Below are 24,688 nucleotides of genomic sequence, written 5' to 3'. Positions count from 1 at the left end.
TCACGCGACTACTCCCTCATTCATGTGAATCCCGATGCTACCACATGAACAGCTCATTTGGGTTGAGGCTCTCAGCGGTGTTCGCTCATTCTGTAAGCATCGGATTTCGCGAGCGCCGCGGGGACAAACCGTGAGAAACTATTTAGCGTTTATGGAGCGTATGCGATGGGAGCGATGCCTTGGATAAGAACGAGCTGCAAAAGCGTATGGAACAGGCCATCCGCCTGACGGCACCTGGTCAGCCGATCCGCACCGCCCTCGACATGATCATCGCCGGTCACCTGGGTGCCCTTATCTGCGTCGGCGACACCGAAAACGTGCTCGCTGCCGGTAACGACGGCTTCCCACTCAACATTTCGTTCACCTCGAACCGCCTGTTCGAGCTCTCCAAGATGGACGGTGCCATCGTTATCGACGGCGACCTCACCCAGATCCTGCGCGCCAACTTCCACCTCAATCCCGATCCCTCGCTTGCCACGAGCGAGACGGGCATGCGTCACCGCACTGCCGCTCGCATGTCGGTGCTCACCGATGCCATCGTGATCTCGGTCTCGGCCCGTCGTGCCGTCGTCAACGTGTACGTTCACGGCAAGAGCTATGAGATCCAGCCCGTCACCACCATCATGAGCTCGGTCAACCAGCTCGTCGCCACGCTTCAGACCACCCGTCAGTCGCTCGACCGCTCCCTGCTGCGTCTGACGGCCCTCGAGCTCGATGACTACGTTACGCTCGCCGATATCACCGGGATTTTCTCGAGCTTCGAGATCATGCAGCAGGCAAAGACTGAGCTTAAGGATTGCATTGTCAAGCTGGGCAACCAGGGCAAGCTCGTGCAGATGCAGCTCGAGCAGCTCGCCGGCTCCAGCATGGATACCGAGTACGACCTGATGATTCGCGACTATGCGAGTGATTCCTCCGAGGCCAATGCCGAAAAGATCCGCGCCAACCTGAGCCGTATGACGCCTAAGGACCTGTCCGACCCACAGCATGTGGCGGCGGTTCTGGGTTACGACGACCTGGACGAGGACTCCGTCATGACGCCGCTGGGCCTGCGCACGCTTTCGCGCGTGTCCGTCGTGCGCGACGGCGTGGCCGAGAAGATCGTCGACGAGTACGGCTCGCTGCAGGAGCTCATGGATGACATCAGCGAGGATCCGGAGCGCCTGGGCGACTTTGGCGTCAACAACCCTGCCATTCTTGCGGACTCCCTGTACCGCATGAAGGGTACCAAACAGGGGAACGCATAATGGCGCCCGTATGCGCCGTGGTCGTTGCCGGCGGCAGCGGCCAGCGCTTTGGAAATCCCGGCGGCAAGCAGCTCGTTAACGTGGCGGGCCGTCCGCTCATGAGCTGGTCCATCCGCGCGTTCGATCGTAGCAACAAGGTCGGCCACATCGTGGTGGTGTGCCCTGCCGAGCGCCGTGCCGAGATGCGCCGCCTGGCCATCGACCCGTTTGACTATGACACGCCCATCAGTTTTGCCGATGCCGGCGACACCCGCCAGGACTCCACCCGTGCCGGCGTGCATGCGGTACCGGCGGGTTTCGAATATGTCGCCATCCACGACGGCGCCCGTCCGCTCATCACGACCGAGGCCATCGATCATGCGGTCGACGTGCTCGTGAGCGACCGTGCTCTCGACGGTATCGTGTGCGGTCAGCCCGCGATCGACACGCTCAAGATCGTCGATGGCGACAACATCGTCGAGACGCCGCCGCGCGAGCTGTACTGGGCCGCGCAGACGCCGCAGATCTTTAGCGTCGACGCCATGAAGCGCGCTCACGCCGCTGCTATCGCCGAGGGCTTTATCGGTACCGACGATTCATCGCTGGTCGAGCGCATGGGCGGGCGCGTCCGCTGTGTCCAGAGCCCGCGCGATAACCTTAAGGTGACGGTACCCGAGGACCTGCGTCCCGTAACCGCGATTCTGCTTGGCCGCATGGCCGAGGGAGAGGACCTTCCCCATGTTCAGTAACCTGCGCATTGGCCATGGCTACGACGTTCACCGTCTGGTGGAGGGGCGTCGATGTATCATCGGCGGTGTCGACATTCCCTACGAGCGCGGCCTGCTGGGCCACTCGGATGCCGATGTGCTCGCGCACGCCTTGGCCGACGCCATTCTGGGCGCCTGCCGCGGGGGAGATATCGGCAAGCTATTCCCCGACACCGATCCCGCCTACGAGGGTGCCGATTCGATGGTACTGCTCGCCCGCGTGATGGACTATGCGCGCGAGCTGGGCTTTGAGTTTGTCGATGCCGATTGCACCATTGCCTGTCAGCAACCCAAGATCACTCCGCACCGCGATGCCATGCGCGCCAACCTTGCCCATGCCCTGGGCGTCGACGTGGAAAACGTGGGCGTCGCCGCCACCACGACCGAAAAGCTCGGTTGGGAAGGCCAAGGCGAGGGAATTGGCGCCTGGGCCGTCTGCCTGCTACAGAAAACCGTTAAGGAGTAACGAATGCGTATCTACAACAGCGCTACCCATAAAAAGGAAGAGTTCCAGCCCATCGAGTCCGGCAAGGTTCGCATGTACGTGTGCGGCCCCACGGTCTACGACAACATCCATATCGGCAACGCCCGCACGTTCATCAGCTTTGACGTGATTCGCCGCTGGCTCATCGCGAGCGGTTACGAGGTCACGTTCGCCCAGAACCTCACCGATGTCGACGACAAGATCATCAAGCGCGCCAACGAGCAGGGCCGTACGGCCGCCGAGGTCGCGACGGAGTTCTCCGACAAGTTCATCGGCGTCATGCGCGCCGCCAACGTGCTCGATCCCGATGTGCGCCCCCGCGCCACCAAGGAGATCGGCCCCATGATCGCTATGATCAAGACGCTTATCGAGCAGGGCCACGCTTACGCAGCCGATAACGGCGATGTGTACTTTGCCGTGCGCAGCGATCCCAACTATGGTCAGGTCTCGGGCCGCAACATCGACGACCTTATGGTTGGCGCGCGCATCGAGGAGAACGAGGACAAGAACGACCCGCTCGACTTTGCCCTGTGGAAGGCCGCTAAGCCCGGCGAACCCAGCTGGCCGAGCCCCTGGGGCGAAGGCCGTCCCGGTTGGCACACCGAGTGCGCCGCCATGGTGCATCGCTACCTGGGCACCCCGATCGACATCCACGGCGGCGGCTCCGACCTTGCCTTCCCGCATCACGAGAACGAGTGCGCCCAGGCCACCTGCGCCTGGCACCAGGGCTTCTCCAACACCTGGATGCACACGGGCATGCTGCTGGTAGACGGCGAGAAGATGTCCAAGTCGCTCGGCAACTTCTTTACGCTGGCCGAGGTCCTCGAGCAGCACTCCGCTGCTGCTCTGCGTCTGCTGATGCTGCAGACGAGCTATCGCTCGCCGCTCGATTTTTCTTGGGAGCGCCTGGAGGGTGCCGAGAACTCGCTTACGCGTATCGCCGGTACGGTCGAGAACCTGCGCTGGGCCGCGAACCATGCGGCGGCCGATGCCGATGAGGCAGCATCTGAGGCGTTTGCCGCCAAGGCCGCCGAGACCCGTGCCACCTTTAAGGAGTGCATGGACGACGACTTTAATACCGCTGGTGCCATGGGTGCTGTCTTTGGCTTTGTGACCGAGTGCAACCAGTACCTGGAGCAGGCGGGCGATGCTGCCGACAAGGCCGCTGCGCTTGCTGCTGCCGATACGCTGGTCGAGCTGCTCGATACGTTTGGCGTCGAGCTCCCCGAGCCCAAGGTCGAGTTGCCGCTGGGCCTGCTGGGCGTTGCCGCCGGCCTGGTCGCCTACACGGGTGACGACGTGGACGAGGCCGCTGCCAAGATTCTCGAGGCCCGTGCCGAGGCCCGTGCCGCCAAGAACTGGGATCTGGCCGACGCCATCCGCGACCAGCTCAAGGACCTGGGCCTGACGATTGAAGATACGGCCGCGGGTACTCGTATTAAGAGTCTCTAGTATTTGTCGACCGTTCGAGGTGCGGCAGATTGCCTTGAAAGAGGAGGGCATAGACCTGGTGGTCATGCCCAACGATTGAAAGGCAAGGTGCCGTGGCTCGGACGGTCGATTCTTGTTCGTTATCTATTTAAGGAGGCCGTTTTATGGCCGACAATCGCAAACGTGCACCGCGTGGAGGCAAGCAGGCTGCTTCTGGCTCGCGTCCGATTCGCCGCAACGACCGCGCTGCCACTCCCAAGGGCCAGCGCGAGCGCTCCCAAGCCCAGGCTGCGCGTTCGCAGCGAGATCGCAACCGCGACAACGTTCAGGTTCCCAAGGGCGAGTTTATCGAAGGTCGTCGTGCTGCCGCCGAGGCACTGCGTACCGGCTTTCCCGTCAAGTGCGCGCTCATCGCCGAGGGCGGGGAGCGCGATGCCGCCTTGTCGCGCCTGGTCGACGACCTCAACGCCGCGGACGTCCGCATTAAGTATGTGCCGCGCACGCAGCTCGATGCGCTGTCGAGCCATGGCGCTCACCAGGGCATTGCGCTCGAGGTGGGCAATTTCCCCTATGCCGATATCGCCGATATTCTCGATCGCGCGGGTGAAGGACCGGCGCTCGTCGTCGTGCTCGACCATGTGACCGACGATGGCAATTTTGGTGCGATCGTGCGCTCTGCCGAGGTCGTGGGCGCAGCGGGCGTCATCATTGCCAACAAGCGCGCCGCCGGTGTGACCGTAGGCAGCTACAAAACCTCCGCTGGTGCCGTCATGCACCTGCCCATCGCGCAGGTTCCCAATATCGCCCGAGCGCTTGACGACCTCAAGGCCGCCGGCTTTTGGGTGGGCGGTGCTTCCGAGCACGCCGAGGGCAGCTGCTGGGATGCTCCCTTCGAGGGCCGCGTTGCGCTCGTCATGGGCTCCGAGGGCGACGGCATCTCGCGCCTGGTGCTCGAGAAATGCGACTTTTTGACCAAGCTTCCCCAGCGCGGCATGACCGAGAGTCTCAATGTGGCCCAGGCGACCACCGCGCTGTGCTTTGAGTGGCTGCGCCGCAATGCCGGCGAGCTCATGGGGGAGGAGTAGCGCATGTCCAAGAAGAACCGCGCCAAGTCCAAGGCCAAGCGCTTTGGCGAAGGCTCGGCCAAGCCGATTGTTTCGGCCGCGACCTATGGCGTGGGCGGCAATGCGTTTGCGCAGGCCATCGCCGACCCGGTCTCGACGGTGCACTCCAATAAGCCCGAGCTGCTGGTGGTCGACGGCTACAACGTGATCCACTGCACGCCGCGCTACGAAAAGCTCGTCTACGACCATTCCGATGATCCGTATTCCAGCGACGTTCACGATATGGCGCGCACGGCACTCATCAACGATGTTGCCGCGTTTGCCCAGGGCCGCTACGAGGCCGTAATCGTGTTTGACGGCGCGGGCAATATCTCCAGCGAGCGCCCCAACCTGCCGGCCCGCGGCGTGCGCATCGAGTTTTCGCCGACGGGCGTATCGGCCGACACCGTGGTGCAGAAGCTCTGCATCGAGGCGCGCGAGGAAGGCCGCGCGTGCTCCGTGGTGTCGAGCGACGGCACGATCCAGGCCGTCGTCATGGGTAAGGGCGTTACGCGCATCTCGAGCCGCATGCTGGTGGACGAGATCAAGCAGATAGATAACGATGTTCACGAGGCAGAGGAAGCTCCGCAGATCAAGATGACCCTGGGCAGCCGCCTGAGCCCCGATGCCCTGGCCAAGCTCAAGGCCCTTCGCGGGAGGTAGGGGAGTATCTATAGAGACCCGTTTCCCAATTGGCCAGCCCGTTGCCGTCGCCAAAACGAATAGTTTTTTGTTTTGGCGAACAGATAAAACTATTCGTTCTGGCGAATAGTTTTGAGATGTGGTCGGTCGAAGGGTCTGTTGCGCCTCGTCAGCAATTCCTTTATTCTTAATTGGCTTCGCGCGAAAGCGCCAAGTGTGCCAGTGTGGCGCAACGGTAGCGCAACTGATTTGTAATCAGTGGGTTGCAGGTTCGATTCCTGTCACTGGCTCCATGAGAGTTTCGGGCTCTGTCTCCAAGAGGGACAGAGCCCGTTTCTATTTAGGTGGTGCGCCATCGGGTTAGCGCCCATCCCGTTTTTGGTTTGTCTCGTCCTCCAGTTTGTCTAAATCTGTAACACCAAGACCGATATTCGGCATCTAACTGTTACAGATTGAGATGAAACTTAGGGTGTTTTAGGAATATCTTGATCTGTAACATGTAGAAGCGGAATAGGCCTCTTGCTGTTACAGATCGAGACAAGGGCGGACGCGGATCTGGATGTCCTGCTCGAGCGTGGATTTCTGGATACGCGAGCTAAGAAAATCTCCCGACCGGAGAACGAGCGTGGATAATTAACTTGGATAGGGAGCTAAGGTAAACACCGATTGTCTATCGACGGCTTTAGAAACAACGACCCCGATTTCATTGTGGAATCGGGGTCGTTTGTGCCTCAGGAATCCGAATGGATTAATCGAGCTCCTAAGGAACTTCTTGGGTTCTTGCTAATGGTCTGCCGAGGATGTCCCCAATGCAAACAGCGGGCATCTACTCAATATAGCTGGGGTTCTTCTTGATGATCACGCGTGCAGCGATGAAGGAGACGACGATGGCGATGATGGCGACAACGCATGCCAGCACGAAGTTACCCATGGACCCATCGGGAGCGATAAAGATGAGTGCCGAAAGAAGGCCGGGGCATGCTCCCGCAACATACTCTTTCAGAACAAAGATGCCTGCAGGGAGTCCAGCGCAGAGCGCGCCGATTGCCGTGCCGACAAGCAGGCGGGGACGCTCGATGAGGCAACCGTAGAACGCGGGCTCGGTTACGCCACAGAGTGCGGTGACGGCAACCGTGGTGACCATACCCCTCTTCTCTTTGTTTCCCTTCATGGCAGTTGCCAGGGCGAGGCTCGTGCCGCCAATGCAGAGGTTCGAGATGAATCCAAAGATAATGGGTGCCCAACCGAGCTGCGCCAGGCTCGTAACTTCGATTGCGATGTAAGCCTTATCGAGACCGAGCATGACGAAATAGGGGTTAAGGGCTGCCAGGATCGGAGTAGCGATAAATGCCACGTTGTCCATAAGCCACGTGACGGCATCGCTCAGCGCGTAGCCCATCATGCTGCCGGCGGGGCCAAGGATAATAAGCTCGACGGGCACGACGATGATCATGGTGAGCAGCGGCTTCAAGAACAGTTTGGTAACGTCGGGAATGATCTTCTGAAGGCCGCGGTCGACAAAGTACATGAATACAACGCCCAGTACGATGGGCACTACCGTACTCGAATAGTCGTTCGTCGGGATGGGAATACCAAGAAAGTCGAGACCCTCGGCACCGCTAATGGACGAGCTGATCATGAACGCGCCCAGCAATGCGCCCATGATGGGTTGCATCTTCATGACGGCTGCGAGCTGATAACCAAGATAAACGGGTAAGAAGCTAAACGAAGCGCTAAAGATCGCCAACAGGACCTGGGCGGTTCCGCTATCGGTGCTCAATCCGCAATAATTGACCAGGAGATTCTTGATCGAAAGAATGAGTCCGCCAACGATGAGCGCCGGGACGATGGGCATGAATACCTGTGCAGAGACGTTCCCGAATTTCTCAATCAAGCCCATGGCGGTGTTACCGCTTTTAATGCCTTCTGCAAGGTCTTTGGCGGTTTGGGCATCGTCGGCAACCGTGCCACCGCCGACTTCGATTCCCGCGAAGTCGAGGAAGTCGTTGTAAGCCTCGGTGACGTTGGGGCCGATGATCACCTGAAGCTGGCCACCGCTGACTACTGCCCCGAGCGCCTGATCGGCCGATTTGGCGAGCTGGAGATCGATGATCGAGGTGTCTCGTGCGTCGATGCGAAGGCGCGTCGCACAATGAGTTACCGATGTAATGTTCTCTTTGCCGCCAACAGCCTTTAGGACTGTTTCGGACATTGCCTGATATTTCATCTCTTTCTCCTAACCTTCCTGCTCCTGATACTTCGAGATAAGGTCTCGGTACCAATACCAGCTCTTTTTGGGGGTGCGCTCCAGATTGTTCTCGAAGTCGATATGGACAAGTCCGTATCGTTTTTCGTAGCCGTTGATCCAGCTATACAGATCCATCGTCGACCAGAGGTAGTAGCCCTCAACGCGCGCGCCGTCGCGCTTAGCCCTCATCATGTGCTCGATGAACTGGCCCAGAAGCTCGATGCGGTCATCATCGTGGATCATTCCGTCTGCGTCTGGTTGCTCATAGGCGCCATGTCCGTTTTCCGTAATAAAGATGCGGGGCGCGTCATAGCGCTCGTGGACATCCATGATGGTTGAATACATGCAACCTGGGAGTATTTCGCGGCCCCATTTATTGCGGGGAACATTGCTGTCGCGGGCGCTTTCAAACAAGGGCGCAATGCATTTTCCTTCGACCTTTTTGCTCGAACCGCCCTTATTGTTCGCCGAAACGGCAAGCTCTCCACCGTGCCAGTCGGTTACATACTCTCGGCAATACACGTTGAGTCCAATAAAATCGACTTTACCGTCTCTGAATTCTTCTACGTCATTTGGGGATCGATAGAGCGAGACGCCAAGTTTTTCAAGGATTTCGTCCATTTCTGGCGGCAGTTGACCCTGAAGCGCTGGTGCCAGAATCATGCGATTGGCGAAAAAGTCTGCGTATCGAAATACGTCATCAGGGTGCTCGGTTGCCGGGTCGAGTTCGACAACGCCGCCATCGTGGACGGCGCCGATGATGCCGTCGTAGCCCATTTGACGATATGTTCGGACTGCGAGTGCGCTCGCGCGCATCAGGTTGTACTGAAACTGCATGTACGACTGAACGTCGAGCGATCGATTGGGGGGATAGTTGCCCAACATGTTTACGCAGTAGCTGTAGAAATGCGGCTCGTTAACGGTAGCCCAGATTTTGACGCGGTCTCCAAAGCGCTCAAAGCAAATCTTGGCGTATTTGCAGAACCACTCTGCCATGTCGTTGTTCAGCCATCCGCCTTTGCAAGCAAGCGTGAATGGTAGATCGTAATGGAACAGCGTAACGTTGGGCTCTATGCCATTTTCGAGGCAACAATCAATGACCCGATTATAAAAATCGATACCCTCTTCATTCACTTCGCCGATACCCGTGGGGATGATTCGACTCCATGAAAGAGAGAAGCGATAAGTGTTTTGTCCGCCTTCTTTCATCATGCGGATATCTTCTTCATAGCGATGGTAGAAGTCGCAAGATACATCACCGTCAACATGGTTGATGTTCTTATTGCTTGTGTGGCTAAAGAAATCCCACTCGCCAAGGCCTTTGCCGTCTTCGTTCCAGGCACCCTCGCACTGATAAGACGCCGTGGCGGAACCCCAGAGAAACGGCATGTTGTTCACGTTGTCCATGAATCCCCTTTCCATCATTCAACACGGTGGATACGTGTGGCGGAATTACGATTAAGATGACGTCAACTGATTTGAATCATAGGAGAACGACCAAAGCTGTTTGATTCAATAAATGAACCATGATTTCGAGGAGAGCGGAAAGAGGGATCACGTGAATATCAATGACTTCGATGTGCTCAATCGCATTAGCTCAATCATCAACAGCGAGTTTGGGTCAAACGATGCCGCCATCGCTCGATATCTCATCGCTCACATTAGGCGTTCGAGCGAAATCAATGTTGCCGCAATAACCCGCGATGCATTCGTGACCCGTTCCGCTGTTCGTCGTTTCTGCAATCGATTGGGCTACCAGTCTCTTAGCGATTTGAAAGAATCATTTACTCAATCAGTCTTTCCAAGCGACTTAAGCCATCGAGAGGAGGAATTTGGCTACGAGGAGTACAGGGCAGAGCTCGACGTTCGCATGATCGAGATGTTCGCTGAGGTTGAAAGCGGCGTGTCCGATATCGCTATTAAGCACCTTGCCGACGAAATTGATGGACATAAAAACGTTGAAATCTGGTGCACCAATAATGTGAGCGCCAATCTCGTACGATTTCAGCAGGAAATGTTTTATGCGGGCAAGATAGTTCGCATAGTTGCTGGGGCTAACGTCGCGGAATTGAAAAACATGGGAGACGTTTCGCAGTCATTGATAATTCTCGTATCGGTCTCCGGGCTATTTGCGTCACAGGCACGTGAGTATCTTGATTGCCGTTCGGGCAGGAAGATTCTAATTACTGCGTTTAGCAACGATGACAAATCGAGGTCTTTTGACCGTGTATATCGTCTTGGTAATGCGGGAAACGGAATTGACCGACTCGGCGTTTATTCGAAATATGCCATGACTTATTTCTTCGACTTGCTATCGTCGTGTTACTTGAGTCGCTACCCCTGCACCAAGGGGGAGCCGCTCTATGGGTCTACTTTGGCCTGGCCCGAGTAGTTCGGCTCTATAGTTCTCCCGCCTGGAGAATGAGCGTGGATAATCTTCCACTTTGGGCCCAGTGGCACGCCAAAAGTGGGAGATTGTCCACGCTCGATTTCAAACGGGAGAATATCCACGCTCGAATTTGCCAAGGAAGCCCGATCTCGACCTATATATAGGTGCAAATAGGCTGTTATCGAAGTTCGATCCTGAAGGTGTACTCCACTACGCCAAAGTGTTACCTTGGGAAATGTCACCTCTGTATCCAAAACCACCGTCCTTCATATCCAAACTCAATAAAACCGCAGGTCACGGCTATATAGATACGCCCGGAACCGTGTATCTAGAGGTTTTCGTTGACAGCCCCCAAGGTTGCATCGTATTATCTTTTTCGTTCGCGGGGGCGGCGGTCCAAAAGACCAAAGGACCTGCGGATACTTGAACGATTGGGAGTTTGCCCGAGTGGTTAATGGGGACGGGCTGTAAACCCGTTGGCTCTGCCTACATAGGTTCGAATCCTATAGCTCCCACCCGTCAAGTGCCTGTATAGCTCAGTCGGTAGAGCACTTCGTTGGTAACGAAGAGGTCACCAGTTCAAGTCTGGTTGCAGGCTCCATCCGGCGGTGTAGCTCAGTTGGTTAGAGCACACGGTTCATACCCGTGGCGTCACTGGTTCGAATCCAGTCACCGCTACCATAGGTAACACGGTGGCTTCTCAATAGTATGTTGAGAGGCCACTATGGTATAAAGGCAAAGTCCCGTCCGGGGACGACCTGTTAAGAGGAGGGCTTTATGGCCAAAGAGAAGTTTGAGCGCACTAAGCCGCATGTTAACATCGGCACCATTGGTCACGTCGACCACGGCAAGACCACGCTGACCGCTGCCATCACCAAGGTTCTCTCCGAGACCGAGGGCTGCAAGGCTGACTTCACTGCGTTCGAGAACATCGACAAGGCTCCCGAGGAGCGCGAGCGCGGCATTACGATCTCCGTCTCCCACGTCGAGTACGAGACCGCTTCCCGTCACTACGCTCACGTTGACTGCCCGGGCCACGCTGACTACGTCAAGAACATGATCTCCGGCGCTGCTCAGATGGACGGCGCTATCCTGGTCATCGCTGCTACCGACGGCCCCATGGCTCAGACTCGCGAGCACATCCTGCTCGCCCGTCAGGTCGGCGTTCCCTACATCGTCGTCTTCCTGAACAAGTGCGACATGGTCGACGATGACGAGCTTATCGACCTCGTCGAGATGGAGACCCGTGAGCTCCTCTCCGAGTACGATTTCCCCGGCGACGACATCCCCGTCATCCGTGGTTCCGCTCTGGGCGCTCTCGAGGGCGACGCCAAGTGGATGGACGCTATCCGCGAGCTCATGAACGCCGTCGACGAGTACATCCCGACGCCTGCTCGTAACAACGACCTTCCGTTCCTGATGGCCGTTGAGGACGTTATGACCATCTCCGGCCGTGGTACCGTTGCTACCGGCCGTGTCGAGCGCGGTGAGCTCAAGCTCAACGAGCCCGTCGAGATCGTCGGCATCAAGGATACCCAGAACACCGTCGTTACCGGTATCGAGATGTTCCGTAAGTCCATGGACTTCTGCGAGGCTGGCGACAACGTCGGTCTGCTGCTCCGCGGCATCAAGCGCGAGGACATCGAGCGCGGCCAGGTTCTCTGCAAGCCCGGTTCGGTTACCCCGCACACCAAGTTCACCGGTGAGATCTACGTTCTGACCAAGGAGGAGGGCGGCCGTCATACCCCGTTCTTCGATGGTTATCGTCCTCAGTTCTACTTCCGTACCACCGACGTTACCGGTACGGTCAAGCTCCCCGAGGGCACCGAGATGGCTATGCCTGGTGACCACATCACCATCGAGGGCGACCTCATCCACCCGATCGCCATGGAGGAGGGCCTGCGCTTCGCTATCCGCGAGGGTGGCCACACCGTCGGTTCGGGCATCGTCTCCACGATCATTGAGTAAATTAGCTCTTTGATATAGCTGACTTAGAGAACCCGGCACTTATTTGGGTGCCGGGTTCTTTTCTGCAATGGATATTGAGCCGTTGCTGGTGTCGAGAGGATCGATAATGGTCCTGGATGCACCGTCGATTAGATCTCGATGGCTTCATTGATGTGTTCCAAATATGAATGGATCCACCGAGAACCAATTGACTCGAGGTTTTCATTGACAGCACTTACGTGGAGCTGATAAAGTAACAACTCGTGCCCGTACGGGGCGGAAATGAAAGGTTCAGGATACATGCGTACTCTAGTTACTCTTGCGTGCACTGAGTGCAAGCGCCGCAACTATACGACCACCAAGAACAAGTCGACCATGCCTGATCGTATGGAGATCAAGAAGTATTGCCCCTGGTGCCGTCACCACACGCTGCACAAAGAGACTCGCTAGTCTCTAGTCATATACGCCAGTAGTTCAATTGGTAGAGCATCGGTCTCCAAAACCGAGTGTTGAGGGTTCGAGTCCTTCCTGGCGTGCCAGTCATTATTCCGTAAGCTCCCACTTGGGGGCTTACGGTTTACTCATGTATAAGCGCATTGCGCGGAGGTAACCCAAATGGCCAACAAGAAGAACAAGAAGAAGGCACAGCAGCAGGCGCCTGCCAACAACGCTGCCGCCAACTCCAAGGTTGAGGCCAAGAAGGCCGTTGCCAAGAAGAGCGAGAAGGCTGCGAAGTCTAAGAAGAACGAGAAGCCTGGTTTCTTCGCCCGCACCAAGAAGTATTTCGCTTCGGTGAAGTCCGAGATGAAGCGTGTCACGTGGCCCGATAAGAAGGAGCTCGTGAACTACTCGGTCGTCGTTTGCGCTTCTCTGATCGTCGTCGGCGTCGTCATCGCTCTGCTCGATGCTGGCTTTGGCGAGGCTCTTGCTCTGTTCTCTGGATTGAGGGGCTAAACCATGTCTAAGCGTTGGTACGTCGTTCACACTTACTCTGGATACGAGAACCGCGTTAAGTCCGATCTCGAGCATCGCATCGAGACTATGGGCATGCAGGACCGTATCTTTGATATCGAGATTCCTATGGAGCGCGTCACCGAGATTAAAGAGGGTGGCAAGCGTGAGACCAAGGATTCCAAGATCTTCCCGGGTTATGTCCTGGTCCGCATGGAGATGGATGACGATGCTTGGACGTGCGTTCGTAACACGCCTGGCGTCACCGGTTTCCTGGGCGGCAACGGCAAGCCCGCTCCGCTTTCCCGCGACGAGTACAACAAGATGACTCGTCGTCCCGGTAAGGGCGATTCGCCCAAGCGCACCTCGGTTGATATTCAGGTCGGCACGTCCGTCCGCGTCACCGATGGCCCGCTTACCGACTTTGATGGCAAGGTCTCCGAGGTTAACACCGAGGCTGGCAAGCTCAAGGTCACGCTGATGATCTTTGGCCGCGAGACGCCGGTCGAGCTCGACTTTAACCAGGTCGCTGTCATCGCTTAAGTTTTCGTCCGTTCGCGCGAGCGTGCTTCTTCTGTGACTGCTCATCTCAGGAGTGCTTCTAACACGTGCGTGCTTACGATATAGCAAGTACTTCACACTCGTGATTCGAAAGGAATGACCATGGCTGAGAAGAAGGTTGCCAACGTCATTAAGCTCCAGATTCCTGCTGGTGCAGCTAACCCCGCTCCTCCCGTCGGCCCCGCTCTGGGCGCTGCTGGCGTGAACATCATGCAGTTCTGCCAGGCCTTTAACGCCGAGACGCAGGACAAGAAGGGCGACATCATCCCCGTTGAGATCTCTGTCTACGAGGACAAGTCCTTCTCCTTCATCACCAAGACCCCGCCGGCGGCTCACCTCATCAAGAAGGAGCTGAACCTCAAGTCTGGTTCCGCTAAGCCCCAGGCCGACAAGGTTGGTCAGCTCTCCCAGGAGCAGCTCACCAAGATCGCCGAGATCAAGATGCCGGACCTCAATGCCAACGACATTGACGCCGCCAAGAAGATCATCGCCGGTACCGCCCGTTCCATGGGCGTCACCATCGCTGAGTAGCGATTTCTTATGGTAACGACGGGTGCTCCGACCTGGGCGCCCGTTAAATGTGTGCAATAGGGCACACGATACGATGTGGGAGGGCTCACGCCCGTTTAACCACAGGAGGTAATGCACATGGCTAAGCATGGTAAGAGCTATAACGCCGCTGCCGAGAAGATCGATCGCGCCACGCTCTACACCCCCCTTCAGGCTGCCAAGCTCATTAAGGAGCTCGACACCGCCAAGTTCGACGAGACCGTCGAGGCCCACTTCCGTCTGGGCATCGATACTCGTAAGGCTGACCAGAACATCCGTGGTTCCATCTCCCTGCCCCACGGCACCGGCAAGACCGTTCGTGTTGCCGTCTTCGCCGAGGGCGAGAAGGCCCGCGAGGCTGAGGCTGCCGGCGCCGACATCATCGGTTCCGACGAGCTTGTCGCCCAGATTCAGAAGGGCGAGATCAACTTCGACGCCGCTATCGCTACGCCGAACATGATGGCCAAGGTTGGCCGCATCGGTAAGATCCTTGGTCCCCGTGGCCTCATGCCGAACCCCAAGCTCGGCACCGTGACCATGGACGTCGCCAAGATGGTCTCCGAGCTCAAGGCTGGCCGCGTTGAGTACCGCGCCGACCGCTACGGCATCTGCCACGTGCCCCTGGGCAAGAAGTCCTTCACCGAGCAGCAGCTCGTCGAGAACTACGCTGCCCTGTACACCGAGATCCTGCGCGTCAAGCCCTCTTCTGCTAAGGGCAAGTACGTCAAGTCCATCTCCGTGTCTTCCACCATGGGCCCTGGCGTCAAGGTCGATCCCGCTATCCAGCGCGACTTCCTGGCTGAGTAACTAACAGTTACTGCCTGAGCAAAGCAAGCATTGCTAAAGAGATCCGGTTCTGCCTCGTGCAAGACCGGGTCTCTTGCTTTTGAGTCAACGAAACCACCACGAAGGGGGCAGGCACCCTTGTGGTGGTTTTACTTGTGTTGTACTTTAGCGCGATGTAGTACTACCCGAGGCCGAAGGGAGCCCAACATGTTTAAGAACACGCAACAGCTCCTAGGCCTAGCGCTACTAGATTGGATAGCGCGCTAGGGTTGTAATCTCGCTATAACGATTTGTTGTACCCGGGTGCGCTATCGTCTGCCGCTTTCAGGCGTGATGAGCGACACGGGTATTTTTCTATCTCTAGGCCTTCTCTCTCTCCTGAAAGCCATCTGTCATAAAACGGTCAATCAGGAGGAACATATAAGCCGCAAAATCACAATCTTTGACGCCACCCTGTGCGACGGTGAGCAGTCGCCGGGCGCCAGCATGAATACCGAGGAAAAGCTCTTCATCGCCCGCCAGCTGGTGCGCATGAACGTGGACGTTATCGAGGCGGGCTTTCCCATCTCGAGTCCTGGTGACTTTCGCTCCGTACAGGAGATTGGCAAGATTGCGGGCGACCGATGCACGGTATGCGGCCTGACGCGCGCTGTCGACAGGGATATCGAAGTGGCTGCAGAGGCGCTCAAAACGGCCCAGAGGCCCCGTATCCATACAGGGCTGGGTGTGAGCACCAGTCACCTGCGCGACAAGCTCCATATGACTGAGGAAAGGGCAATTGAGTGAGCGATCCATGCCATCAAACATGCTCGCAAGTTCGTTGACGATGTTGAGTTTTATGCCGAGGATGCCGGCCGCTCCGATCAGGAGTTTCTGGTGCGCATTATCGAGGCGGCCGTAAAGGCCGGTGCCACGGTCGTGAACATCCCCGATACGATGGGCTACAACATGCCGTGGGACTTTGGCGCCCGCATCCGTGACCTGCGCGGGCGCTGCGGGTGCGGCCGGTCAGCGTGCGGTCGACGTGATGGAGTATCGCGAGTACGAGATTGAGCGCATTGCGCGCCAGGCATTTGAGGCGGCGCGCAAACGTCGCGGCAAGGTGACGAGCGTTGATAAGCGCAACGTGCTGGAGACGAGCCGCATGTGGCGCGAGATCGTGCATCGCGTGCAAGACGAGGAGTACTCCGACGTGGAGCTTGAGGACCTGCTCGTCGACAACGCCGCCATGCAGCTCATCAGTCGACCGGCAGACTTTGACGTCGTGGTGACGGAGAACATGTTCGGCGACATCCTGTCCGATGAGGCGGCTCAGATTACCGGATCGCTCGGTATGCTTGCCTCTGCCTCGCTGGATGATGGCGTATCGCTGTTTGGGCCGAGCGCTGGCAGCGCTCCTGACATCGCGGGGCTCGGCGTGGCCAATCCGCTGGCTCAAATCTTGTCGGTGGCGATGCTGCTGACCTACGCGCTCGACATGGGCGAGCAAGCCGCGTGGATCGAGAGCGCCGTGGCGCGCGTGCTCGACGAGGGCTGGCGCACCCGTGACATCGCCGATGTCAACACCCCGGCAGATAAGATCCTCGGCACCACGACGATGGGCGACAAGGTCGTCGCCGCGCTGTAGGCGATGCCGATTCAAGCTGTCAAATATCTCAATCTGTAACATCTAAGGGGCAAAATCGTTCCTACCTGTTACAGATTGAGATTTTCGGCTGAGCATCCGTGGTCTGTCTCGATCTGTAACAGCTAACCGATTATTTGGGCCCTACCTGTTACAGATTGAGACAAACCGTTGGGACAGGTCGGACGAGTCAGCAAAACCACCACAAAGGTGCCGGTCCCCTTCGTGGTGGTTTTTAGCGCAACGAGGTGTTCCCAGCCGACCATACGGGCGGCCTTGCGCTCACGCTGCTCGATGACAGCGCATCTTTAGACGCGAAGTGCGGAACCGGGTGCATATACGAGCCGCGTAGCGTTACGAATTCATGGGAATGACCGTATCGCCAATTTGTACGCTTGCAATCTTGTCTGTGTCACAAACTTGCGAGAACGGCCAGGTCTTGTGGACATCAGTGGTGCCGTTATCCAGTTTATTTGCGAAATAGCCGCTGTGGCTGGTTGCGTCCTCAACATGACCGTCTTTGAACGTCACGATGAGGGGTATGTTGCCAACGGCATCCATAGACTCCTCCATGTTTTGAGACATCTTGCCGCTGTTGTTGTCGCGTTCGATGGAACGATCTATGTTGTAGCGGACTGAAACGCCAACGCAGGATACGGTGGCCTCTTGAATCGTCGCCTTGGTGCCGTTAAAGTTGACCGATTTGGGCGCGGGAATCGTAACGGATGTATCTTCGTAATTCAGCTGGAACTTAAGATCCCATGGGCCCGTAAGTATTTTCTTATACTCGGGAAGCTCTTTGCTAGCACGTGGCACAACGAGAGAGCTGATATGCGTGCGGACGGTCCTGCCCATAAGGCCGGGTGATTCAACGCTGAACTGTGCAAAGTATTGAATGCTGGAGTCATTGGGGTTCTTGTCAATGAGCCATGATTGGCCTTGGCCGCCATGCTCGCCATCAACGTATACGTTTCCATCGACACTTCCGGCGATAGTTCCGTTCTCGCCCGGCTCGGAAAGCTTTTTCAGGGCAGCGGGATCGTCGAACGTAAGCGTATAGGCGATGGTAACCATATCCTTGTCGCCCATGATGGCGTCGGCGGTCACGGTGACTCCGTTGTTGGAGCAGCTAGCACCGACGGGCCGGCCAATACGGTCGATGATCTCGGTTTGAGAAGCAGGTCCGTCAAAGATGTCGGAAAGCATGTCAGAAGGAAGCGGCAGGACGCCTGTTGCCATAGCCGTGCCAGCGCCTCCAATGACGATAGCGAGGACTGCCGTTACAGCGGCAATGCGAGCGACTGTTCTTACGGGATGGCGGGCGATGCGCGGCTTGCGTCGCGTGCCATTAAAGTTGCTTTGAGCGGTCGCCGCATCGCTTGAGGCGACGGACTGAGCAATCGAGTTTGCCATGTGCTGCTTCGCATTATCGGTAAACGAAATGTGCTCCAGGGCGTGGCGATAGTCATTCGAATTCGTAGTCATTGTGGTCTCCTTTCAAGGAAAGCCGAAGTGACGCACGTCCGCGGCTAAGGTGCTGGGCGGTTGCAGCTGGCGTCGCGTGAACGGCGTCTGCGATTTCCCTGATGCTCATGCCTGCGTAGTAGTGCAAAAAGATGGCGATGCGCTGTGCTTGAGGCAGGGCCGTGACAGCGGAAAGAATGGCGCAGTCGCGTTGCGCGAATTCTTGCTCGGTATGTGTTACGGGTGCGCAGAAATCGGGGAGCGAATCGAGGTCGACAACCGGGTGATTCGCGTGCGTACGGCCGATATCGCGACATGCGTTCAGTGCGACTCGGATCACCCAAGCACGTTCGTGTTCGAGCGAGTCGAACGGTTGAGTGCGTTGGAGAATCTTGATCAGCGTGTCCTGGCAGATGTCTTGAGCGTCGTCAGCGGATCCAAGGGCCGAATAGCACAATCGAAGGATGAGGTCGGAATACGTGTCGACCAAGCGCTTTGCTTCCCGCTCGATCTGATCGGCATCGCATCGGAGCGTGCTATTGCGGTTACGGCGTGCAGGCATAGTGTCACCTCCAATTGGTCGTGGTGGATATAGGGAAGGCGTCTCGCGAGGTCCCTCTACATACAACACGGTCGAGACTGCATAAGTTGACAAAAAAAGACGGCACGTGAGCGCCGTCCTTACAAAACAATGAGTGTTCTCGTTAATTACACAAGCACCGTGATGGACAGGTCGGACGAGTCAGCAAAACCACCATAAAGGTGCCTATCCCCTTCGTGGTGGTTGTTGGCAGTTACCAGGGGGTTCTGGCGGTCGAGGACTCGATGGCCTCGTGGCGTTTGAGCTCGCGGCGCATGGTTTGCGAATTGAGCCAGGCTGCCTGCCAGCCACGGATGGGGTAGCGCGTCTGGTCGAGCTCAAACTGCGTATAGCCGCAGGCGTTGATGATCGTCGTTCCACACACATGCTGCCGCTCGCGCTGAAAATCGTAACCGTAGCTTTGGTGTACATGCCCATGCACCATGTAGTCGGCCCCCCAGGACTCAAGCGCCGTGTTAAAGCACTCAAACCCTCGATGCGGCAGATCGTCCAGATCACCCATACCGGCGGCGGGTGCATGGGTAAGCAGAATGTCGCACCCGCCGACCATCCTAACCTTACGCGACAGCTTACGTATGCGCTTGGACATCTCGCGTTCGGTATACATGTTGGCGCCGTCGCGATAACGCATGGACCCGCCAAGGCCCGCAATGCGAATCCCTCGGTACGTGTACACGCTGTCTTCCACGCAGATACATCCGCCCGGTGCATGACGTGCGTAGCGGTCATCGTGATTGCCGCGCACGTAGATGAGCGGTTTGTTGATGACCGTAACCAAAAACTCAAGATAGTCCGGGTCCAGATCGCCGGCGGACAAAATCAGGTCGACACCCTCAAAGCGTTCCTTGCGAAAGCACTCCCAAAGGCATCGTTCTTCGGTATCGGCTATGGCAAGGATTTTCATAGGGCAGGGACTTTCGGCTCATCGTCGAGCTGCGGAATGGTGCCCACCACGTTGTCCGCCAGCCAATTCATCTCGACAATCTGCGTGCTCGGCAGCGGAGGGAAGCCTTCGATCTGTACCACGCCGTTCTGGCTGTGGAGCTCGCCGCCAAAGGGGTTGATGGAGCCCTCGACAATGCCGTTGCGGAGCAACTGCACGAGTTTGCGCGTCTGGTAGGGTAGGCCCGGAGCGTAACGGATGTCGATAACGCCGGAACTCATTCCGTACCAGTAGTTGACGGCGCGCACTTGGTTGTCGTCGCTGGTCTCGTCCCACGTGCCGTGCAGAAGGCTGCGAACGATAAGCTCGTAGTATCGGCCCCAGTTCCAGACCGGCATGGCGATGCCGACGACCTTGCCATCGACCAGGCGATGGAGTCCGTAGGCCGTAGGGTCTACGAGCGACTTTGACATGTCAGCGCCGGTCATGACGCTCACGCCTTCGCGGCACATGGCCTCGGCAAGGCCTCCGGCGGGCACATCGCCCCAGGTCAGGATAATTTGCGCGCGGGGGTCGAGCAGCGAGGCGCCGATGGCAAAGGCGTTGATCTCGCTAAGCGCGCCCGAGGCGAAGACCGACGCGTGGTAGCCGATACGGTGGTTGTCCGCCATGCTGGCGGCAAGGGCGCCCAGGAGGAACTTGGCCTCGTACATCTTGCCAAAGTACGAACGGACGCTTTGGTGGGGAAGGCCGATAGAGCAGTTAAGGAACCGAGTCTGGGGATACTCAACGGCAGCTCTGAGCGTGTATTCCATCAGGCGGTGCGAGGTCGAGAAGATGACGTTAGCTCCGTGTTTGACAGCCGTTTCCACGGCGGCGTAGAACACGTCCGGATTGTGACAGTCCTCGAACGCCTCGGTGCGCACGATACCGCCAAAGTGCTCATCGAGATACTGACGCCCTTGGTCGTGCAGGCTGTCCCAGCTCGACGTCGCACAGGGGAACTCATGGATAAAGGCGATGCGCAGGGGGCTGGCCGCTGAGTAGACGGTCTTGCCCATAAAGAAGTTGAGCACGCCGGAGGTGGACTTGGCGGGCGCCTCTTCCTCATCGACACTCGGTGCCTCGACAAGATCGACTTTCTCCTCATCACTTTTGCCGGCAATGACCAACTCGCGCCAAATCTTGCACAGGCGGTTTACGACGATATCCGTCGGCGTATCCAGCAGGCGGTCCTGGTTGTACACATTGAGGTAGACGAGCATAGCGTCGGCGGGCGTAATGTCCAGATGGTCGCCGCCGGCGCGCAGGTAGGCGCGCTTAAAGAGCAGGAAGGTGTGGCGCAGGTAGTCGACCTTTTTCTGCGGCCATTTTTCGATAAGATTCTGACCGAGCATCTTGGCGAGCGTTTCGTAGCTTCCCTCACGCGAGAACTCGATCTCGTATAGGGGGCAGACGCGCCAAAACGCGCAGAACTCGCCATAGAGGCGGCTTTCGACGGAATCCCATTTTCCAGGGTAGAGGCGGGTGACCTTGGCCGAAACCGTCGGGGCGTCCAGGAATTTGAGGACGCTGACGCGCTTGTTGCCCTCTTGGACGTAGAACCGATGCATGAACTCGGTGACGATGATGGGGTCGCGATAGCCCTCGGTCACCTGGATGTCGTAGAGGTTGGACCACTTGCGGGCGAACTCGGTGCTAAATGGCAACAGGGGCATAAAGTTGCACGAAAAGGCAGACTGACGGCCCTTGGTAACCGTGCCGACGACCATTTCGAGCGGAATATCCCGCAGGCCGACGCTCTCTCGCTGACCTAAGGGGAGCTGGGCAACCAAGCTGTCGAGGTCCGTGAGGTACGGATGCTCGCTTTGGCTGATGGCGCGACGGCGTCCCTGCTCGCCGCGCTTGCGTGCTTGACGATAGGCCTCTTCCATGGTGTCAACTCCCTTAGTCGTTTAAACAACGATATGAACCATGGTACCACGATGCGAAACTACCACAAAGGTGCCTGTCCCCTTTGTGGCAGTTTAGGCGATGATGGGGGCGATGGCACGAATGCAGGCGTCGGCTGCCTTAAAAGTGGTGCTATCGTCGCTGACGATAAAGATGATTTTGCCCTTAATGCCAAAGTCGCCAATCTCGCTAAAGAGCACGTACGGCTCCTTGTCAAAGCCAGAGATGGGCGAGACGGCCGTTTTGGTTGCGCTCGTGAGCTCGTCTGCCAGCGCGTCAAGGGAAGCCCACTTAGACGTGTCCTTTACGGCAACGGGCACGGCCACGCGCCCAAAGGGCATCAGATGTACGAGCGTGTTCTTGGAGATGTTGGAGTTGGGCACAATGATGGTCTGCCCGCAGGCGTCCTCGATGGTCGTGTGGCGCCAGGTGATGTCTTGGACCACGCCCGACACGCCGCCGACCTCGATATTGTCGCCGGGCTTGATGATGCCCATGAAGGTCACCTGCATACCGCCGATAAGGTTCGACAGCGTGTCCTGAAAGCCGAGCGAGATGGCGATGCCGCCGACGCCAAGAGCGGCGACGAGGGCGTTTGCATTAATTCCAAAACAGTTGTCGAGGATAAAGCTGCCGCCGATCATCCAGATGACGGCGCGTGTGATGTTGATGAAGATGCTCGATGCTGGGAGCGGGTTATCATCGCGGTTAAGCAGGTGGTGCAGGGTCTTGGACGCGATTTTGGCGGCAACGGCGGTGCCGATGGCCAAGATACCGGCCCAGATGATGTTGTGGACCCATCGTTGTGCAAAGAAATGAAGAATTGGCTCAAACAATTCCATGTAGGGAAACCTCCTCATGATCATCCAACCATGATACCCACCAAGAAGCCCGTCCGATCAAATTCGGACGGGCTTCTGTGCTCGATATAAGGTTTATGCAGCGGGGCTGCAAGGCCCGGCGGTGTAGCTTAGCGTCGACGCTTCCAGATAATGCCGAGAATGATGACGATGATGCCGCCGATAAGGCACGTGCCAACTACTGCCAGCGTGCGGTCTCCCGTTGCGGCGAGCTTGCCGGTCGTCTTCTTGGTGATGACCTTCGTGGTCGTCGTGCCCGTCTTAGGCGAGGGCTTAGGCGTCGGGGCCGGTGTGGGCGTGGGGTCCACGGCTGCGGAGCCGAAGCTGATGGTGCCGGCGAGTCCGGCCATCTTGCTCTCCCAGCCGTTTTGCCCAATCAGCGCCCTCAGCGCCGCCTCACACGTGCCCCACTCGGTGCGCTTGGTGGCGTGTGCGAAGGTGGGGAAGTCGGTCGTGTTGGTAATGATGTAGTTGTTGGTGGCGACGGTATAGGTCTTGGTGGGATCGAGCGTGCTGCCGTCCTTGGCGAGTGTGGCACTCACAATGCGCTTGCCTTCGGGCTGCGTCCAATCAATCGTCACGTTGATGCCGCCAAAGGAGAGAACGCTGCCAGAGTCATCGCGCCACTTGTACTTGTCTTGCGCTTCCTGTTCGGTATGGCCGGCTGCCACGTAGGCTTGCTGAAGCTCATAACTGTGATTGCACTCGTCGCTGATCTGCAGCGAATGCTCGAGCGCTGCGAGGAAGTCCGCACCGGTCATGGTCCAGGTCTCCACGGTGTTGCCGTAGGGCGAGATAGCGATGACGTTGCCTGCGGTCACATCGCCTGCAGCGATGCCGCCGCGGATGCCACCCGCGTTCTCGATGGCAAGGTCTGCGCCCGTCAGGTCAAGATAGGAGCCGCAGATCACATGGCCGATGGTCTGGGCCTTGGTGGTGTCGCCCTCCTTGCTGGGGCGGAAATCGGTGGTGCGCACCATTTCCCAACCATGCGTGCCTGCGGCGTCCTCGCCGTAGAAATAGTTGGTGGTGGATGTGCCGAGCACCTTGTTCGATTCGTTTTCAAAAGCCCCGTCGAGCGGCTTGATCTTGTTGCGGACGGCTTCAAGGCGGCTTTGGTAGTCGGAGCCCTTGTCGGGGTCTGCCAAAAGGTCGTTGACGTTCTTGGCGGTGTAGAGCTTCTCGTCACTGCCGTCTGCAGGGACCGTGACCGTGTCATCGTCGGTCGTCTCGGTGCCATTCGTGTCGTACTTGTACGGAATGGAAAGCAGCCCCACCTCGGCAAAGGCGCTGCCCGCTTCGACGACGCGGACCGACTTGCCGTCAGCCCCCGTCACGTTTTCGTCTAAGTTGATGTGCTCGTGGCCCGCGACCAGTGCATCGACCCCAACGAGCTTTGCAGCAAAGGTCTTGGCGTTGAGCGTGTGCGCGATACAGACGACAACGTTGCAGCCCTCTGTCTCGCGCAGTCGCTTGGCCTCGGCATTGATGGCGTTCGCGGCACTCGAGAACGACGTACCCGCGACCAGGTCCGCGCGCAGCGAGGATTCCAGCGACTCATCCATGGCACCCACGACGCCGACCTTGATTTTGTAGTCGAATGTGGAGTGATCTTCGCTATCCTCCCAGGTGCGATCGAGCGTCTTGGTGATACTCGAGCTCCATACGCCGCTCGTAGACTTCGCATTCGCACAGAGCATGGCGAAGGGCGTGCCGGTGGTGCTGTAGCCGGTTATGGTGCGGAGTTTGTCCGTACCGTAGCTCCAGTCGTGGTTGCCTGGCGTGGTCGCGTCGTAGCCGTCGGCGTAGAAGGTGTCCATGAGCTCGGCGATGCTCTTGCCCTCGCTCATGGTGGCGAAGGACTGTCCGTGGAAGGTGTCGCCCGCATCGAGCAAAAGATCGGGGGCGCTGCTTTGGGCGCTATAGAGAACCGCCAGTCCGTCAAAGCCCACAGTGCCGGTGCCCTTGCTTTCGTTGTAGCTGTACTTGTAGCTGCCGTGGATGTCGTTGGTGTGCATGACGGCCACGGAGCCGTCAATAGCGGCGGGCAGGTTCCCTGCGAAAGCGAGGCTTGGGATGCCTGCGAGCGCGCCGGCAAACAACGCGGCGGCTAACGCAAGGCGGGGGAGTCTTTTCATGGCAGTTTCCTTAGTCCTTAGCCAGAAAGTCTGGTTGAATATCGGATTATCGACATAATATGCGAAAACCGCCGCAAGGGC

General features: G+C 57.8%; 22 protein-coding genes, 5 tRNA genes and 1 pseudogene. 20 read left to right on the top strand and 8 right to left on the bottom strand.

What is annotated here, in order from left to right; all coding sequences use genetic code 11:
• The first annotated feature begins 179 nt into the window (after positions 1-179).
• From disA to DW171_RS02070, 7 genes are all read left to right on the top strand, one after another.
• Complete coding sequence (gene disA, locus DW171_RS02100) at positions 180-1,247, top strand: DNA integrity scanning diadenylate cyclase DisA (RefSeq protein WP_089572525.1); 1,068 nt, start codon at positions 180-182, stop codon at positions 1,245-1,247.
• A complete protein-coding gene (gene ispD, locus DW171_RS02095) occupies positions 1,247-1,975 on the top strand; it encodes a 2-C-methyl-D-erythritol 4-phosphate cytidylyltransferase (RefSeq protein WP_117799683.1) in 729 nt (242 codons plus the stop codon). Before disA ends, ispD begins: the two co-directional genes overlap by 1 nt.
• Positions 1,965-2,459: a 2-C-methyl-D-erythritol 2,4-cyclodiphosphate synthase gene (gene ispF / locus DW171_RS02090; protein WP_006234975.1), complete on the top strand. Its 495-nt coding sequence runs from the start codon at positions 1,965-1,967 to the stop codon at positions 2,457-2,459. The genes ispD and ispF overlap by 11 nt, the downstream gene beginning before the upstream one ends.
• A 3-nt stretch (positions 2,460-2,462) precedes the next feature.
• Positions 2,463-3,929, top strand: a complete 1,467-nt coding sequence (cysS, locus tag DW171_RS02085) for a cysteine--tRNA ligase (protein WP_118270278.1) — start codon at positions 2,463-2,465, stop codon at positions 3,927-3,929.
• A 143-nt stretch (positions 3,930-4,072) separates the two neighbouring features.
• Positions 4,073-4,993 (top strand): 23S rRNA (guanosine(2251)-2'-O)-methyltransferase RlmB, encoded by a 921-nt coding sequence (gene rlmB, locus DW171_RS02080; protein ID WP_118270277.1) that lies wholly within the window; start codon positions 4,073-4,075, stop codon positions 4,991-4,993.
• Between the two features lie 3 nt (positions 4,994-4,996).
• Positions 4,997-5,674, top strand: a complete 678-nt coding sequence (locus DW171_RS02075; protein WP_006234978.1) for an NYN domain-containing protein — start codon at positions 4,997-4,999, stop codon at positions 5,672-5,674.
• Between the two features lie 197 nt (positions 5,675-5,871).
• Positions 5,872-5,946: transfer RNA gene (locus DW171_RS02070), tRNA-Thr, on the top strand.
• 533 nt (positions 5,947-6,479) lie between these two features.
• On the opposite strand, the gene DW171_RS02065 is transcribed toward DW171_RS02070, so the two are convergent.
• Together DW171_RS02065 and DW171_RS02060 are read right to left on the bottom strand one after the other, a co-directional pair.
• Positions 6,480-7,880: a PTS transporter subunit EIIC gene (locus tag DW171_RS02065; protein ID WP_117563793.1), complete on the bottom strand. Its 1,401-nt coding sequence runs from the start codon at positions 7,878-7,880 to the stop codon at positions 6,480-6,482.
• 9 nt (positions 7,881-7,889) lie between these two features.
• Positions 7,890-9,308, bottom strand: a complete 1,419-nt coding sequence (locus tag DW171_RS02060) for a glycoside hydrolase family 1 protein (protein ID WP_117646059.1) — start codon at positions 9,306-9,308, stop codon at positions 7,890-7,892.
• 151 nt (positions 9,309-9,459) lie between these two features.
• Between DW171_RS02060 and DW171_RS02055 the strand changes: the two genes are divergently transcribed.
• The 13 genes and pseudogenes from DW171_RS02055 to DW171_RS01995 all read left to right on the top strand — a co-directional run bounded on the left by DW171_RS02055 (position 9,460) and on the right by DW171_RS01995 (position 16,711).
• The gene (locus DW171_RS02055; RefSeq protein WP_158550121.1) at positions 9,460-10,293 is read left to right on the top strand and encodes a MurR/RpiR family transcriptional regulator; all 834 of its coding nucleotides are present in this window, start codon (positions 9,460-9,462) and stop codon (positions 10,291-10,293) included.
• Positions 10,294-10,723: 430 nt separating this feature from the next.
• A tRNA-Tyr gene (locus tag DW171_RS02050) sits at positions 10,724-10,805 on the top strand.
• Positions 10,806-10,815: 10 nt separating this feature from the next.
• Positions 10,816-10,891 (top strand) — tRNA-Thr (locus DW171_RS02045).
• A 3-nt stretch (positions 10,892-10,894) separates the two neighbouring features.
• Positions 10,895-10,971, top strand: a tRNA-Met gene (locus DW171_RS02040).
• A gap of 96 nt (positions 10,972-11,067) precedes the next feature.
• A complete protein-coding gene (gene tuf / locus DW171_RS02035) occupies positions 11,068-12,258 on the top strand; it encodes an elongation factor Tu (protein ID WP_089572520.1) in 1,191 nt (396 codons plus the stop codon).
• A 279-nt stretch (positions 12,259-12,537) separates the two neighbouring features.
• A complete protein-coding gene (gene rpmG, locus DW171_RS02030) occupies positions 12,538-12,687 on the top strand; it encodes a 50S ribosomal protein L33 (RefSeq protein ID WP_022093895.1) in 150 nt (49 codons plus the stop codon).
• Between the two features lie 13 nt (positions 12,688-12,700).
• Positions 12,701-12,776, top strand: a tRNA-Trp gene (locus DW171_RS02025).
• A gap of 76 nt (positions 12,777-12,852) precedes the next feature.
• Positions 12,853-13,191, top strand: a complete 339-nt coding sequence (gene secE / locus DW171_RS02020) for a preprotein translocase subunit SecE (RefSeq protein WP_089572519.1) — start codon at positions 12,853-12,855, stop codon at positions 13,189-13,191.
• A 3-nt stretch (positions 13,192-13,194) separates the two neighbouring features.
• Positions 13,195-13,731 (top strand): transcription termination/antitermination protein NusG, encoded by a 537-nt coding sequence (gene nusG, locus DW171_RS02015; protein ID WP_006234984.1) that lies wholly within the window; start codon positions 13,195-13,197, stop codon positions 13,729-13,731.
• A gap of 120 nt (positions 13,732-13,851) precedes the next feature.
• Positions 13,852-14,280, top strand: a complete 429-nt coding sequence (rplK, locus tag DW171_RS02010) for a 50S ribosomal protein L11 (RefSeq protein WP_022093893.1) — start codon at positions 13,852-13,854, stop codon at positions 14,278-14,280.
• Between the two features lie 117 nt (positions 14,281-14,397).
• On the top strand, positions 14,398-15,105 hold the full coding sequence (gene rplA / locus DW171_RS02005) for a 50S ribosomal protein L1 (RefSeq protein ID WP_117736544.1): 708 nt from the start codon (positions 14,398-14,400) through the stop codon (positions 15,103-15,105).
• A gap of 312 nt (positions 15,106-15,417) precedes the next feature.
• Positions 15,418-16,137: pseudogene (locus DW171_RS02000) on the top strand (hypothetical protein).
• Entirely contained in the window at positions 16,061-16,711 is a 651-nt protein-coding gene (locus DW171_RS01995) for an isocitrate/isopropylmalate family dehydrogenase (RefSeq protein WP_233502585.1), read from the top strand. Before DW171_RS02000 ends, DW171_RS01995 begins: the two are co-directional and overlap by 77 nt.
• Positions 16,712-17,062: 351 nt before the next feature.
• Here the strand turns inward: DW171_RS01995 and DW171_RS01990 are convergent, their stop codons facing one another.
• The 6 genes from DW171_RS01990 to DW171_RS01965 all read right to left on the bottom strand — a co-directional run bounded on the left by DW171_RS01990 (position 17,063) and on the right by DW171_RS01965 (position 24,607).
• Positions 17,063-18,193 carry a DUF4179 domain-containing protein gene (locus DW171_RS01990; protein ID WP_118270276.1) on the bottom strand — a complete coding sequence of 377 codons (1,131 nt, stop codon included), beginning with the start codon at positions 18,191-18,193 and terminating at the stop codon, positions 17,063-17,065.
• Positions 18,174-18,734, bottom strand: coding sequence for an RNA polymerase sigma factor (locus DW171_RS01985; protein WP_117583099.1), 561 nt, complete (start codon positions 18,732-18,734; stop codon positions 18,174-18,176). Before DW171_RS01985 ends, DW171_RS01990 begins: the two co-directional genes overlap by 20 nt.
• A gap of 232 nt (positions 18,735-18,966) precedes the next feature.
• Entirely contained in the window at positions 18,967-19,677 is a 711-nt protein-coding gene (locus DW171_RS01980) for a metallophosphoesterase (protein ID WP_118270275.1), read from the bottom strand.
• The gene (locus tag DW171_RS01975) at positions 19,674-21,590 is read right to left on the bottom strand and encodes a BMP family ABC transporter substrate-binding protein (protein WP_118270274.1); all 1,917 of its coding nucleotides are present in this window, start codon (positions 21,588-21,590) and stop codon (positions 19,674-19,676) included. The genes DW171_RS01980 and DW171_RS01975 overlap by 4 nt, the downstream gene beginning before the upstream one ends.
• A gap of 93 nt (positions 21,591-21,683) precedes the next feature.
• Complete coding sequence (locus tag DW171_RS01970; RefSeq protein ID WP_118270273.1) at positions 21,684-22,451, bottom strand: mechanosensitive ion channel family protein; 768 nt, start codon at positions 22,449-22,451, stop codon at positions 21,684-21,686.
• A gap of 128 nt (positions 22,452-22,579) precedes the next feature.
• Complete coding sequence (locus DW171_RS01965) at positions 22,580-24,607, bottom strand: bifunctional UDP-sugar hydrolase/5'-nucleotidase (RefSeq protein ID WP_118270272.1); 2,028 nt, start codon at positions 24,605-24,607, stop codon at positions 22,580-22,582.
• Between the last annotated feature and the right edge of the window lie 81 nt (positions 24,608-24,688).

Source organism: Collinsella sp. AM15-2 (assembly GCF_003471985.1).
Taxonomy (GTDB): Bacteria; Actinomycetota; Coriobacteriia; order Coriobacteriales; family Coriobacteriaceae; genus Collinsella.
Note: the sequence above shows the minus strand (reverse complement) of the source record. Positions and strands in the feature narration are given on the sequence as shown.

What these genes read in the sequence shown, in the direction of transcription:
- DW171_RS01970 (WP_118270273.1), bottom strand. Translation starts at nt 22,451, where the DNA reads ATGGAATTGTTTGAGCCAATTCTTCATTTCTTTGCACAACGATGGGTC.
- rplK (WP_022093893.1), top strand. Translation starts at nt 13,852, where the DNA reads ATGGCTGAGAAGAAGGTTGCCAACGTCATTAAGCTCCAGATTCCTGCT.
- rplA (WP_117736544.1), top strand. Translation starts at nt 14,398, where the DNA reads ATGGCTAAGCATGGTAAGAGCTATAACGCCGCTGCCGAGAAGATCGAT.
- tuf (WP_089572520.1), top strand. Translation starts at nt 11,068, where the DNA reads ATGGCCAAAGAGAAGTTTGAGCGCACTAAGCCGCATGTTAACATCGGC.
- DW171_RS01980 (WP_118270275.1), bottom strand. Translation starts at nt 19,677, where the DNA reads ATGAAAATCCTTGCCATAGCCGATACCGAAGAACGATGCCTTTGGGAG.
- rpmG (WP_022093895.1), top strand. Translation starts at nt 12,538, where the DNA reads ATGCGTACTCTAGTTACTCTTGCGTGCACTGAGTGCAAGCGCCGCAAC.
- DW171_RS01975 (WP_118270274.1), bottom strand. Translation starts at nt 21,590, where the DNA reads ATGGAAGAGGCCTATCGTCAAGCACGCAAGCGCGGCGAGCAGGGACGC.
- DW171_RS01990 (WP_118270276.1), bottom strand. Translation starts at nt 18,193, where the DNA reads ATGACTACGAATTCGAATGACTATCGCCACGCCCTGGAGCACATTTCG.
- DW171_RS02075 (WP_006234978.1), top strand. Translation starts at nt 4,997, where the DNA reads ATGTCCAAGAAGAACCGCGCCAAGTCCAAGGCCAAGCGCTTTGGCGAA.
- nusG (WP_006234984.1), top strand. Translation starts at nt 13,195, where the DNA reads ATGTCTAAGCGTTGGTACGTCGTTCACACTTACTCTGGATACGAGAAC.
- cysS (WP_118270278.1), top strand. Translation starts at nt 2,463, where the DNA reads ATGCGTATCTACAACAGCGCTACCCATAAAAAGGAAGAGTTCCAGCCC.
- DW171_RS01965 (WP_118270272.1), bottom strand. Translation starts at nt 24,607, where the DNA reads ATGAAAAGACTCCCCCGCCTTGCGTTAGCCGCCGCGTTGTTTGCCGGC.
- ispF (WP_006234975.1), top strand. Translation starts at nt 1,965, where the DNA reads ATGTTCAGTAACCTGCGCATTGGCCATGGCTACGACGTTCACCGTCTG.
- secE (WP_089572519.1), top strand. Translation starts at nt 12,853, where the DNA reads ATGGCCAACAAGAAGAACAAGAAGAAGGCACAGCAGCAGGCGCCTGCC.
- rlmB (WP_118270277.1), top strand. Translation starts at nt 4,073, where the DNA reads ATGGCCGACAATCGCAAACGTGCACCGCGTGGAGGCAAGCAGGCTGCT.
- DW171_RS01985 (WP_117583099.1), bottom strand. Translation starts at nt 18,734, where the DNA reads ATGCCTGCACGCCGTAACCGCAATAGCACGCTCCGATGCGATGCCGAT.
- DW171_RS02065 (WP_117563793.1), bottom strand. Translation starts at nt 7,880, where the DNA reads ATGAAATATCAGGCAATGTCCGAAACAGTCCTAAAGGCTGTTGGCGGC.
- DW171_RS02060 (WP_117646059.1), bottom strand. Translation starts at nt 9,308, where the DNA reads ATGGACAACGTGAACAACATGCCGTTTCTCTGGGGTTCCGCCACGGCG.
- ispD (WP_117799683.1), top strand. Translation starts at nt 1,247, where the DNA reads ATGGCGCCCGTATGCGCCGTGGTCGTTGCCGGCGGCAGCGGCCAGCGC.